This window comes from Chitinophaga pendula (genome assembly GCF_020386615.1).
Lineage (GTDB): Bacteria > Bacteroidota > Bacteroidia > Chitinophagales > Chitinophagaceae > Chitinophaga > Chitinophaga pendula.
The window spans coordinates 5242942-5256612 of the sequence record NZ_CP077769.1; the positions used below are offsets into that span (position 1 = coordinate 5242942).

Annotated in this window: 12 protein-coding genes and 1 pseudogene; 8 read left to right on the plus strand and 5 right to left on the minus strand. The window is 40.3% G+C overall.

The features are described from left to right. The first annotated feature begins 212 nt into the window (after positions 1 to 212). From KTO58_RS19225 to KTO58_RS19245, 5 genes are all read left to right on the plus strand, one after another. Positions 213 to 791: an RNA polymerase sigma factor gene (locus KTO58_RS19225; RefSeq protein ID WP_095837822.1), complete on the plus strand. Its 579-nt coding sequence runs from the start codon at positions 213 to 215 to the stop codon at positions 789 to 791. 93 nt (positions 792 to 884) lie between these two features. Then, on the plus strand, positions 885 to 1847 hold the full coding sequence (locus KTO58_RS19230) for a FecR family protein (RefSeq protein WP_095837821.1): 963 nt from the start codon (positions 885 to 887) through the stop codon (positions 1845 to 1847). Positions 1848 to 1945: 98 nt separating this feature from the next. Continuing rightward, positions 1946 to 5383 (plus strand): TonB-dependent receptor, encoded by a 3438-nt coding sequence (locus KTO58_RS19235; RefSeq protein ID WP_095837820.1) that lies wholly within the window; start codon positions 1946 to 1948, stop codon positions 5381 to 5383. Positions 5384 to 5401: 18 nt separating this feature from the next. After that, entirely contained in the window at positions 5402 to 6193 is a 792-nt protein-coding gene (locus KTO58_RS19240; RefSeq protein WP_095837819.1) for a hypothetical protein, read from the plus strand. Between the two features lie 14 nt (positions 6194 to 6207). After that, entirely contained in the window at positions 6208 to 6957 is a 750-nt protein-coding gene (locus KTO58_RS19245) for a hypothetical protein (protein WP_095837818.1), read from the plus strand. Positions 6958 to 7104: 147 nt separating this feature from the next. On the opposite strand, the gene KTO58_RS19250 is transcribed toward KTO58_RS19245, so the two are convergent. From KTO58_RS19250 to KTO58_RS19270, 5 genes and pseudogenes are all read right to left on the minus strand, one after another. After that, positions 7105 to 8226 carry a glycoside hydrolase family 43 protein gene (locus tag KTO58_RS19250; protein ID WP_095841491.1) on the minus strand — a complete coding sequence of 374 codons (1122 nt, stop codon included), beginning with the start codon at positions 8224 to 8226 and terminating at the stop codon, positions 7105 to 7107. Between the two features lie 11 nt (positions 8227 to 8237). Next, on the minus strand, positions 8238 to 8753 hold the full coding sequence (locus tag KTO58_RS19255; protein WP_157752852.1) for a hypothetical protein: 516 nt from the start codon (positions 8751 to 8753) through the stop codon (positions 8238 to 8240). Positions 8754 to 8823: 70 nt separating this feature from the next. Beyond that, positions 8824 to 9102, minus strand: coding sequence for a hypothetical protein (locus KTO58_RS19260; RefSeq protein ID WP_157752851.1), 279 nt, complete (start codon positions 9100 to 9102; stop codon positions 8824 to 8826). A gap of 138 nt (positions 9103 to 9240) precedes the next feature. Beyond that, positions 9241 to 9885 (minus strand): annotated as a pseudogene (locus KTO58_RS19265) (putative polyvalent protein kinase domain-containing protein). 126 nt (positions 9886 to 10011) lie between these two features. Beyond that, positions 10012 to 10410, minus strand: a complete 399-nt coding sequence (locus KTO58_RS19270; RefSeq protein WP_095837814.1) for a hypothetical protein — start codon at positions 10408 to 10410, stop codon at positions 10012 to 10014. 248 nt (positions 10411 to 10658) lie between these two features. Here KTO58_RS19270 and KTO58_RS19275 point away from each other — a divergent pair, with 248 nt between their 5' ends. From KTO58_RS19275 to KTO58_RS19285, 3 genes are all read left to right on the plus strand, one after another. Continuing rightward, complete coding sequence (locus KTO58_RS19275; RefSeq protein WP_095837813.1) at positions 10659 to 11036, plus strand: hypothetical protein; 378 nt, start codon at positions 10659 to 10661, stop codon at positions 11034 to 11036. Between the two features lie 373 nt (positions 11037 to 11409). Continuing rightward, a complete protein-coding gene (locus tag KTO58_RS19280; RefSeq protein ID WP_225859832.1) occupies positions 11410 to 12282 on the plus strand; it encodes an HNH endonuclease in 873 nt (290 codons plus the stop codon). 38 nt (positions 12283 to 12320) lie between these two features. After that, complete coding sequence (locus tag KTO58_RS19285) at positions 12321 to 13640, plus strand: hypothetical protein (RefSeq protein ID WP_095837812.1); 1320 nt, start codon at positions 12321 to 12323, stop codon at positions 13638 to 13640. Positions 13641 to 13671: the final 31 nt, after the last annotated feature.

The window sequence follows — 13671 nt, forward strand, 5'->3', positions numbered from 1 at the left end:
CGGTATAATTAATAATAAGATAATATCCGCCAAAATCCTTTTACGCTAAGACATAGTGCCATTGAGGGCTTCATCAGACGGCTATACGACAGGAGATCGTTTTAAAAGGGTTGCACTATTATCTAAATCGTCGTTTATCACATCTTTATATACTTCAGCGTAACGTTTTAATAAAACTGTAACTATATCTTTGCGCCCGCAAGGTAATTGTCATGGATAAAAACACTTTTAGTGATGCCGTATTATGGGCACAGGTAAAGCGGGGTGATACAGCATCGTTTACCTGTTTGTTTGAACGGTATTGGGATGAGATGTTTTCGATGGCTTACCGTAGATTGGCTGATGAGGCGACCGCCAAAGATTTTGTACAGAATATTTTTATCCATACCTGGGAAAACCGGCAGCAGATCACTGTTGAAGATAAGTTAAGCCCTTACTTATTTACGGCCTTAAAATATAGTGTTATCCGTCATATTTACCGGGAGGCGAAGCAGGGTACTACGGACCTGCCATTATCCATTTACAGTCTGCCTGACGAAACGGAGCAAAAAAAGCAGGATCATTATGAATTTGACAAGTTGAAGGATAAAGTTCAATCGGAAATTGCCGCTATGCCCGATAAAATGCGGGAAGTCTTTACACTGAGTTATGAAAAGGAACTATCTATCAGGGAGATAGCGCTACAACTATCTATTTCTGAGCAAACAGTTAAGAATCAATTACATAATGCCCTCAAACGGCTTCGTTGCCGCTTGCAAAGCCAAGCCATCTTCCTTCCTTTCGTCCTGTAAACAGTATCGGTTTCAGGAATTTACAATTCGGTAACATTGAAATTATAGTACTCCCTGATCAAACCGGTATGTAGATAACAGGAGGACTGTTATATGAAGCAACTACGCAACCGGCTAAAACTACTTCGACATTATTTACTCGGGAAGACGAATGAAGATCAGCGCAGAATGATTGAGAACTGGTATCATACCGTAGACGATACGAGGCCGATCGACCTTTGGCAGGAAGAAGGGAAAAAGAATGCTATCAAAGGAGGTATTCAACTGCAAATCCTGGAACAGATCGATAATCATAATACAACCGGCTGGAAGGCGGTGCCGCTGCGGAGTAAGCTTCAAATAGCGGCCTGTATTGCAGTATTGGTGATCGGTGGTTCCTGGCTTTTCCTGGCTAATCAACTCAAAGATCCTATCACCTATTTTACTGTCACTGCACCGCTGGGCGAGATCAAACAAATATTGTTACCAGACAGTACGGAGGTATGGCTTAAATCCGGCACTACTCTACAATACAGCTCTAAATACGGAAAACAAGACAGGCAATTGGAACTGACCGGAGAAGCATTTTTTTCGGTGCAGGAAGACGACTCCAGACCATTTATTGTGAGGACAGATAACCTGCGAACCAAAGTACTGGGTACCGCCTTCAACATACAGGCGTACAGCGATCAGCCCTCCATACAGGTATGGGTACAACATGGGCGTGTACAGGTAAGTGATAGTATGCGGGTGATAACTGAGCTCTCTAAAGGAAATAGATTGCAATGGGATCGTGCCGACGGTCATTTCCAAATCGATAGTCTGGACTGGAAGCAGGCATTAGCCTGGCAGCAAGGTGTTTTATTGTTGGAGTCCGCTACCTTTTCGGAAGTCGCTTTTGAGCTAAAGGAAATATATGGTGTAGCATTAACTACCAGCAGTGCCGATATCCGCAATCAGCATTATGATGCCAAATTCTTCATACATAAGACTTCAGTAAAAGACATCATCGCCACACTAGCGGCCGTTCATCGTATACAATACAAAATAAAAGGGGACACTATCACACTTCATTAAAAGCAAATCCCGCTGGTAACGGGACTTGCCAAACATTTTGGTAATGCTATTTTTTGACGAAAGCAACATTACCATCTAAAAAAAGCAATCATAAAGGTATGGAAAAAAAAGAAAAAGGGGCGCTGGTCCTAACCAGGCTAAGGCTTATGTTGACACTGTGTATCCTGATGCTGGGTACATTGGGATTAAAGGCACAGTCGCCAGCAACCGTAAAACTGTCTATTCGATTTGCAAATGTAACCTTGGATGTTGCTATGCGGCAGGTGAAGGAGGTCTGCCCGGTAAATATAGCATACGATGCAAGTAAGTTAGGGCTTACACAATGGCGTATCTCTCCCAAAGAATTTAAGCAGGCTGACTTATCCGACATCCTGCAATATTTATTGCAAAAGGCGGATGTCGGGTACAGAGAAGTAGCAGGAGGTATCGTATTATTCGAGAAAGAGAAAGTTACTCCTCCCGTTAAAAAAGAAAAGGGACGTATTACCGGCAAGATTATAGACGAAGAAAACGGAGAGCCTGTGATTGGGGCTACCATTCGTATTGGTGAAGTGGGATCTGTTACCGATGATGCAGGTAACTTTTCATTACCCCTACCTGAAGGAAGCTACACGGTTATGATCACTTCCATGGGGTATGGCGCTAAAGAGGTGAGTGACATTATTATCAATGATGATGAAACATTTACCTTAAACGCTACGCTTAAAAGGCAGAAAGGAAATCTGGCCATGGTAGTTGTTAAATCTTCTGTCCGTAAAGAGAGCATTGCCTCACTATACAGTCGTCAGAAAAACGAAGCTGGCATCTCCAATGGCATCAGCCGTGAGCAGATTGCTGTATTACCCGATAAAAATATCGGGGAAACGTTGAAACGCATTTCAGGTGTGAGTACGACTGACAACAGACGGGTAGTGGTAAGAGGTATCGCCGAACGATACAACATTGCTATGATGGATGGTGCTACGCTGCCTAGTACTGACGTACAGGTACGTGACTTCGAATTCGATATCGTTCCCAGCAACCTGGTAGATAATGTTATCGTATCTAAAACGGCCACACCGGATATGGGGTTTGGCTTTGGTGGCGGGATGGTACAGATCAATACAATGGCTATTTCCGACAGTAAATTTACCGCTATCAGCTTCGGCAGCAAATATATCAATGGCAGTACCGGCAAAGCGTTCCTGGGCTTTCAACGTGGCAAAAACGACTACCTGGGGTTTGACGACGGTGGCAGGGATCACTTTCCAAAAGAGATCCTTACACTGACAACGGGTAATTACGACCCTCAAAATCCCAATAACCATGTCCCCGCTCCCGGTATAGAAAAGATCACCCCGGCAATGATCGCGACACAAAACAAAAAGATAGGCCGCCTGGAGAGATTGGGAACACGCACCTATAAAGCTGCTCCCGGACAAAACTATCAATTTAGCCTGGGTCGCAGTTACAACCTGAAGAACAGCCGTATCGGGTTAGTAGGATCGCTGAGCTACCGTAATGAGCAGGCTACCGATGATATACTACATTTCGAGCGCGGGGCCTTCAGCAAATTGGGTAACAACCTATATCATTCAAAAACCCATGAAGAGATCAATGAGTCCAAGGCACAACAATATAATTTCACGACCAGCTGGGGAGCTTTGCTGAATGCAGGATGGCAGGGTAAACACCACCAGATCGCTTCCCGTAACTTTTACTCCAGGGTATTTGCCAACCAGTTTTTCCGTGTAGCTGGCTGGGGTGAAGACCTGGGATTTGGAGATCATCCCGCCATCAATGAATACGACAGACCCAAGTTTATCGATCTTATACAGAACAGGTTAAATGGAGAGCATAACATTGACCGTTTTAAGATTGACTGGAGTATAGCCCGTAATGAGGTAACCAATCATGAACAGGATGCTGTAGACGCCAATCTAAGTCCTATTTCAACCCTGAACGGAGCGGTATACAACTATTCACCTCAACCTGGCATTACAGCTAACCCTGGCCTTCTAAGCCGTTCGTCTTACAGATATGTAGAAACCAACTGGATGGCTGATGCTGCCTTGAGTTATCGATTTAATATTGGAAAACTATCGCAGGTGTTAAAGGCCGGCTATCAATATCTGGATAAAAAAGGGCACTATGACTGGAATGTATTGCCAATTGGGGTGGCTAAGAATTTCAAAGATGCATACAAGCCGATACATCAATGGAACCTGGACTTTACCGATCCTCTGACAGACGCATTTTATTATCCGGCTGCCTTCAACAATAACAACTATACAGGCAGAAATAACAACCAGGCTGGTTATCTGATGATGGATAACCGATTTACCAGCTGGTTGCGGCTGGTATGGGGTATCAGGGGAGAATATTATAAATATGAGAAGATAAAGGATGAGGCGGCAGATAAAGTATCACAAGCTAACTTGGATAACTCAGACAAGCATCGGTATGTAGATCCGGAAACCGGTAACCTGGTGCACGCTACCCTCGACGCCAGTGCAGAAGATAAGAAATGGCAGTACCTTCCTTCCGCCAGTCTTACCATTACGCCGTTTTCTAATTTCAACATCAGGGCATCTTATGCCCAATCTGCCATTCGCCCGGCGTTGATAGAGAATTCCAGTTTTGCCCGTTTCAATTACCTCTACGGGCGCATACAGCGCAATACGGGAGTTGTTTCTACATTGATCACGCATTACGACCTGCGATTAGAATGGTACCCCGCTCCCGGAGAGGTAATTTCGGCTGGTTACTTTAAAAAACATTTCAGGAACCCGGTAGAAATGTACCTGGACATTACCAATACCAGTGGTGCTATCGACTTGCTTACTGCCAACTCTGACTATGCCAATGTAACAGGCTGGGAACTGGACCTTCGCAAAAGCCTCGGATTTATCTACAAGGGAGCAAAATTCCTGGGCAACTTGTATTTCAGTGGTAACCTGACCCTACAGCATTCCGAAGTGCAAGCCAGCGCTTTACGTTACGAAACCATGGGATCTGGTGCTGACGTCAATGGTATCACCTATGCCTATCGCAGGAAAACATACCTGAAAGAAAAACGTCCTTTGTACGGGCAGGTACCTGTGCTGTATAATATAGGTCTCCAATATGCAGGGGAACGACTAGGCGCCAACATCGCCATGAACCACTCCGGTTACAAGACCTTTACAGTAGGTATGCAACCCCATTATTCAGAAATGGAACGGCCACGCGATCAAGTAGATATTCAATTGAGCTACAAATTTTTAAAGAGCAAGCAGTTACAGGCACGATTGAATGTGAGCAATCTTACCAACAGTCCGTATCGCTTTTTCATCAATGGACAGAATACCTATAAAATTAAACCGGGTGCCGATAACATGACCATGAACGAATGGTCAGATGTATATGAATGGAAATATGGCTTCTCTCAAAAATACGAGGAAGGATACTATGAGGACAGACCGGATGGGAAAGGAAAAGTCCGTATAGGCGATACAAGTACGTTTATCCGAAAAGTGGGCGCATCCTTCAGTCTGACTATATCTTACAATTTTTAACAGCATCAAACAGAACAAATGAAAATAAATAAAACAAGCTGTCTTTTAATAGGTATGGTAGCCTCTGTACTAACTGCCTGTAATAAAGACAACAACAATTTCCTTTACAATGAACAGATATTGCCCATCATTATCAAAGGGTATAATGCTGCGAAGGAAGAGCTTACGGTAAAAGTAGATACCATTAAATCAATACGAACACTTAGGTCTGAATCATCATTTGAACAATTTGAGGCCTTTACTTTTAAAGGAGACCAACATGCAGTAAAGCTACATATCAGCGAAAAAAATACAGGAAAATTAGTACTGGAGAAGGAACTAAAAAAAGAGGAAGGTACTGCCTCTTTAAATTTCCTATATATGGATGGCAAGGTAAGTGACATGCCGGATAGGCCAGCTGTGGAGAATGATAAGATCAGCCTTATCTATATGTTTGTTCCTAATATTACCAATTATAGCGAGCCGGTAGATTTCGTTATTGGTAAATACTTCGTAACGCCTAAAGTATTTGAGGAAATCACACGCATCAGGAACGCTAAACCGAATGAGTTCAGCTCTTCCGCAACAATCTCCACGTTCTCCACCGGCAGGCAGGAATATAACGGCGTTATGACTTCGGTTACTTTTCAGGTGAAGATATGTAAGGCAGGTACCAGCATTCCTTATCTGGATGGTAGTGCGTACACCTGGAACGATCTTTCCAGCACCGCTCCCAAACCAGCTGCATCTACCGCTTCTTCTAAACTTTATATTTTCTCAGAAGCTCCAAGTGGGAATATCATGCGATTTTTCACTCGTTTAGATTACTAAAAACAAACCACATCATGTCAAATATTAAATTACTCGGCCTGTTTGTCCTTTTAATAATATTTAACGCCTGCAGTAAGGAAACAGCGCAGACAAAAGCTATCAATATTGAAGTATGGGGTTATAATGTTGGCGACGCAATACTGGAGACTTCGATAGATACCACCGTTTACCGCAACTTCATCACGCTGCCTAATAAACCTGTTACTTTCAGCAAAGTATATACCTATCCTTCCGCCAAAAAAGAAGTATCCGTAACGATAAAAAACAAAATATCAGGCGCAGCGCTCTACCGTCAACAGATAAACTTGGAAACCAGCGAACTGGAACTATTTTTTCCTTTTGTACTCATTAATGGGAACGTACTGAAAGTAGAACCAGCAACTGCCGACTTAACTACCAATAAACTGGGTTTCTATATTCATTATCCACAAAGTGATGCTCCGCTTGATATTTTCCTGAAGAACGATGCCGGACAAATGGTATATATCGCCCGGAACGTAAAGCCGGGATCCTGGATATATGCCAATTACTTACCGCAAGAAGGCTTTAAAGACAAAAGCAAAAGCTATACGTTGTACTTTACACAAACCGGTGCTACAGATAGCTGGTATTTTGAAGATAGTGAGGCAAAAAGTAAGGTGGACGAGTTCGGTTTAACCTTCCCCAAGGGGGAAGAAAAAGGACTGGTACGTACTTATTTTGTTACGCCTGGTGATGCACAACTTGAAGTAATGCGTCTGTTTAAAAGACCTAAAACGCAATAGTTACTATCCCTCTACTATAAAAGATTCCTGACGGTGTGCGGTTAAATCCGCACACTTTTTTATTTATTTGATATCGACCCGTTCTACGATTTATATCACCTACCTTTTGGCCATTTGTAAACCCCCACGTGCAGGTCGAAGAACCACCTATTTAGCGCCACTGGGAAACGGCTGCGGCATTGTTGTCGGACCTTGCACTACCAATTTTCCACCTGACAATATATTCATTCGGTCTATGAAAACCACCCGCTTCTCTCCTGTTTCAGATGTACGACCATGATATACACAGAACATTTCTTTACCATCGGGTGAGTATGTGATACTGTTATGTCCTGTGCCCGTTACCACACCACCTTGCTTAGCGTTCTGTTGTAACACGGGATTATTGGCTGCCTTTTTAAAAGGTCCCAAAGGGCTTTTAGCTGTAGCATAACCTACTGCATAATTTTTACCGCCAAAGTAATTAGCAGAATACATCATATAATAGATATCACCCTTTTTGAAGATAGCGGAGCCTTCCGTCCAACGGCGATTTACTTCTTTGGATGTCACCGAACGGCTCTCCCATTCCGCTTGTTTATCTTTCCTGCTCACCGGCGGACGTAATAGTAAAACTGGTTCACCGATTACACCACTCAGGTCTGGTTTTAATTCTACGCCATACACCCAGCTTTCTTCGATCTCATTGAACCAGCCCTTACTTTTTGCCCAATCAGCTATTTGACTTTGTACCGGATGTTTGTAGCAGCAACGGGAATAGTAGAGATATACTTTCCCATTCGGGTCAAATAGCACATTTGCATCAATGATAGGGTACCCAGGATCAAAAATAGGCTGGTTATTAATATCGATAAATGGCCCCGTCGGTTTATCGGCAACGGCAACGCCAATACGGAAATTTTCAAGTTCTTTGGTAGGATTGTCTTTCCATTGAGCACTATAAAACATATAATATTTCCCATTTACCGCATATACTTCCGGCGCCCAATAAGCTCCCTCCCAGGCGGCTTTAGGATCGCTCCAGCCATTTTTGTTATCATGAAAATATACCTGGCCTTCATTTTTCCAATTGACCAGATCGGTAGAAGAATAGGCAGCAAAACCATTTGTGGCTCCTCCTGTTCCATACATGTAATACCTATCACCTTCGACGTGTAATACATAAGGATCACCCAAATCAACAGCCAGCGGGTTTTTATAAGTCTGCTGCTGCGCATTCAGGGATATAGCCACTGCTATAAAAAAAAAGATCAGCGTGATTTTTTTCATGCTATAAGGTATCAATTTTCCATGAATGAACATAGGTCTTTCTGTTGAGGTACTTTGCCGTAAATACGGCATTTGCAATGGGGAAAATCAGATCTTTTGGTAGGCTTAGAAGTGTATGAAGGCGTACTGATGAAATTATACCCTGTCAGTTCCTTCCATAACTTCCTCATACAAGGACTGATCAAAAACATGTACTCGATATCATCACTAAAAGCATAACACCAGTGGTAAACAGTATATTCATGTAGATGAAAATTATCCGCGAGCATCTGCTTCACCTTGGGCCAGATTTCAGTTATCCAGTCCGCATCCCAACCCCGGTTACTTGTTTCGATCATCATCTCCATGAGAGTGAAACGAATGTTATCATCAGCTTCGGCTGCATATAATTCGAAATACCGGCTGATATCCTTGTATTCAGCAACGAGATATTCCCAATCCTGCATCCAATCTTCACTGGGGTAATTGAGCTTATTGGCAAGGAATGTAACTGCAGCTTTCGTGACATATCTTCCTTTAAGTTCCATAAGTAGGTTAATATAATTAAAACAGAAAGGCTTCACAAATTGTGAAGCCTTTCTGTTTTTCTGTACACCTTCAGCATAACATAATAAGATTTGCTTCACAGTTACATCCTCCAAATACTTTTGGAACAATATGACATCTTTGTAAATAATTTTGATTTTCCCAGGCTTTAAAAATTTCAAAACCTTCTAAATTACTTAAGTCAATATTTAATGATCCAATCCACATTCCAACATGCCCAACAAGATGGCTCTCCCCAATCCATGTCGTAATTAAAATATTGATAGGATGTCTTCCTCCAATAGTAGGCGATTTTTGATCTGCTTGGCATCCCTTTTTTGCTTTTTTCACATGAGGAGCTATCTATGTGCACCATAATCAAAATTTTATTGGATGGGGTTATTTTCACGTGGTACTCTAAAATTAAGGGAATAAATTACCAAGGTGTATAGTTACAGCGAAATATTTTATTTCTAGATCACTTTTATATTACAAATCAATGTAAATAACCGTATCAATAAAAAACAATTTATTAGACCGATAAATTACATTCTCATCATGCAAATCTTCTAGAATCAGTCCTAACTCCTTACTATAATAATCGTTATTTCGAGTATTTGTGAAGCCATTGTATGTAAGGAATGCTTTAATATCTGATAAATCTACAATACCATCTGCAGTTACGAAAGACTGTTTGAGAACTGCCATCAATTGATTATCTTTCTCAACAAACCCAATAAATCTGTACGCTGTATCTTAAAAAAGCAAGTTGTGTATAAGGATACTGTTAAAAAACTCTAACCAGGTTGCGTAATAATTGCCATCGTTTAATTTGATCACATGACGCCTGTCTTTATCCAAGTAGACTTGCGACTCACCTCCTCTTGCTAAAAAAAGATTTTCATCTGGTATATTCTGCGCCCATCCTGAAGTTTGGGTGGCATATTCCTTTAAAAGGATGATTTGTTCTTCTTTAATTGCTGAGAGACCTTCGAAGTTTTTCTTAACAGTTGTACTTGTGCCAAAGCGTTGGCATAAGAAATTTCTGGTTGCTATGCAATAATCTTCTTGCCCCTCGAGGACGATTCCTCCAATGATATTTTCAAGTTTTTTTCGAGTATCATCATTCAGCATTTATAATAAAATTAATAAAATTTGCTCATATCCCCGTAATGACAAAAGGCTTAGAAATGATTTCTAAGCCTTTTTACCAGTGTAGCGAGAAAGGGAGAATTATTTAACCTTTTTACACAAGACTTATTAGTGTTTTCCCGATTGTTCATTCCATAACATTCTCATTGAAATAGTAATGTGAAAGCAATCTTCAATATTTTCGTTATCGAAGCAACACCAGTAATAAACTGTATACTCATGCAATAAAAAGTTTTTTCTTAGCAGACACTCTACCCTAGGCCAAACGTTTAGAATCCAATTGTGACTCCATCCCTCATGACTTGTTTCTATAATCATTTCCATGAGAAGAAAACGTATATCATCATCGTCAGTAGAGCCATATTTAGCAAGATATTTCTCGATATCATCAAACTTAGCTACTTCATATTGCCAGTCTTGCATATTGGCATGGAAAGGGTAATCAAGTTCTGTTGCCAGTGTTTGGATGGCTATATCAGTAACACACCTGGGTTTAGGTTCATTCATAATGGCCTGGATTATAAAAATAAAAAAGGCTTCCAAGCATCTGCCTGAAAGCCTTTTAAAATTCGTAGCCGAAAAAGTCAGTTTGTCTAACCAATTCGTACATGATTTAACGGCTTTTGCTGGCCTGAAAGCCCCGACACCTTGACTGCCAAAGTGTCTAATTCGTTCTCTTATAATGCGTTCGGCTCGACTTCAAAGCAAAACCGAACACATTAATCGGGGCTGCAAGATAAGATAATTATTGTTTAATGATGAAATGTAGCAAATGGCATATTTTTCGATCTGTTACTCAAAATAATATATTAAACCTAGCAACATTAAAGACAATGATTGAATTAATTAAGGATGATTATCAAAGAATTTTTGACACAATTTTATCAAGAACATCTTTCTGTTTTAAATCAAGTTCAGATGAGCTAAAAATTAAAGATGACCACGCCTCTAATATGGGTTTTATGACCCCTGTTCCTTCAGCAGAGACAATATTAGTAGCCGAACAATTAACTCCTTTGGTTCTTCAATCGACTGAGCAAGCGCTGCTATTGGCACAATCACATAACGGAAAAATAAAATTTGCAAGAGAAGAAGGAGAACTATTATGGACGGTTTTTGTGGAGTTTAAATAGTTATCTTTTAGGAAAATATTTTTCCCATTGTTTGGAACCCGGCCGGGATAGAGAAGGAGGAATGGCGCGGCCGCAGCGCCTTTCTCGGTTTAACAGCAAAACTCAAAAGCAATGCTTATCAGATGCATATAAATATATAAGTATCATCCGTATAAGTGATAGATAAAAGCTCTCAAATGACTATTACTTCCGTACCCAGGACGGGACAATTAGCGAACCAGTTTGTGAGAGATTTGAAGAAGTTTAGTGATTTACAGCTGAATATTTTATATTAAAATGCTGAAAATAAGTAAATTGTGTTTGGCAACCCCAACATTAACCTGCTGATTTAAAGATGCTTTTACAGACCTCATATGAGGCTAATCTTATGAACATGGAATACAATTCAAAAGAATGGAAGGAAGTAACAGTTATACTTAAACCTTCTGGGAAAGCACCCAAAAAATATGGAGGCAATGTCTATCGCTTTTCAGCTGCTATGACACTTGGGGTTATATTACCAAGAAGGGGCTGGCAACTGATAAAGAAGGCTAAAAATTACGCATACTTCACACCGCCCGCTGACCAACCTATTCAACCTTTCTCTATAAAAATAAAAATCCCCAATAAAGAACAAGCTTTGGAGATTGCAAATCAATGCTTTGCTGCTGGCGAGTCTTGGATGGGGCAAATTGGCGAATGGCCTGCTTGGTATCTTCATAAAAGACAAAGCTCATCTTTTGAATTGGTTCCTTCAAAAGATGACGAAAGAGGTTATATACAGAAATTATCACACGTATTTCCTCCTAAATCTTCACTTACTCTAGGTGAATATGGGGTGTGGTCAATTACTTTAGAAAACAAAGAAGATGGAGAATTTAACTACAGACAGCATGGAAATATTGAAGGTGAGATTGAACAAGACCTTATACAACCAGCACTTTCAGCGCCCCCCCTATTTGAAGGACAAATTTTAGAGGTAGAAGAAACTGAATATGAAAGAAATCCGATAGCCCGCAAATTATGCATCGAACATTATGGCGCATCATGTCAAGTTTGTTCTTTTGATTTTTTTCAAATGTATGGAGATATTGGACATGGATTCATTCATGTTCATCATACAACGCCTATATCCACACGAGGCGGACAATATGAGATTAACCCAATTACAGATTTAATCCCTTTATGTCCCAATTGTCATGCTATGGTTCATAGAAGAAATCCGCCTTACACAATTGAAGAATTAAAGACTATCCGAAAAAAGTAATAATTGTCATTCAACATTTCTAACCAATCATCCTTTGCATGCTAGAGATATTCAACACAAGAGAGCTCGCCCTATTCAGTTGGCTGTTTATTATCGTTTTATGGGTTTTGTCGAAAAAAACATTTAGGAAATCTTTAAAAAGGGTATTCAAGAATGCTTTTGTTAAAAATTTGATGATTGTTTATTTGTTCATGTTTTCCTGGATTGCTTTGTCAGCTTATATTTTAGCGAAAGCACATATTTGGACTTGGGCACAATTAAAAACCACACTGCTTTGGACAATCTCTTATGCTTTTGTTGCACTGTTTAGCATTAATAAAATACAGCAAAGCAAAGCCTATTTTAAAGATGCCGCAAAAGATCTTTTGACTTTTACTGTAGCTATAGAAATCATAGTAGGCTTTCATACGTTCAGTTATTGGGTAGAAATGCTTATTCTCCTCTTTGTAACTCTCTTAGTCGGTTGCGTTGCTTTTGCCGGAAAGAAAGCAGAATATGCAAGGGTAAAAAGCTTATTCAATAATCTACTCGCTCTAATAGGTTTAACAATAATAGGTTTTTCCATCTATTGGGTTGTTACTCATTTCAAAGACTTTGCTGCCGTAAGTACTTTTATGGACACTATTGTATCGTCATTTTTAACCTTACTTTTTTTACCGTTCTTATATTTCCTTTCGGTATACATGGCATACGAAACAGGTTTCATTGGCCTAACTACTGCATTGAGAGCTAATCCTGAACTTATCGGCTTTGCGAAAAGAAAAGCTATATTACAATTTAAGTTTCGAGCGACAGAATTTAACAGATGGAAAAACTCCCTATTCCTTCATCCCGTCACCACAAAGTCAGAATTAATAGATTCACTTAGACAATTGAAAAAATTAAATGAGGTCGAACGCAATCCTCCTGCGGTTGATTCTGCACTTGGTTGGTCTCCCTATAAAGCAAAAGATTTTCTAATAAGTGAGGGACTAAGTACGAGGTTTTATATTCATCATTATGAGGATGAATGGGGAGCAAGTTCCGATTATCTGGACTTGAAAGACGATGAAATTATACCCAACAGGATCGCATACTACGTCTCAGGAAATCAGTATATAGCGATGAGCCTTAAGTTGTGCCTTTCCGTCAATGCTCCGAAGCAGTCAGTATCGGCTCAAGTAAAATTGGCGCAAATAGTAAAATGTCTATACAAAGAAGCGCTTCAAAGACTTCTGCCGTCTGAAATTGAGAACGGTATTCTGAATGGGTATAACATTTCCATATTAGATGGAAATAATAAAATAACAATCTTAAAGGATAATTGGCCTACTCAAAAAGGATTCAATTTAGATTTTGAGATATTTAAAGAACAATAATCATGACATCTCTCCTTGATCTAGAAGCCGG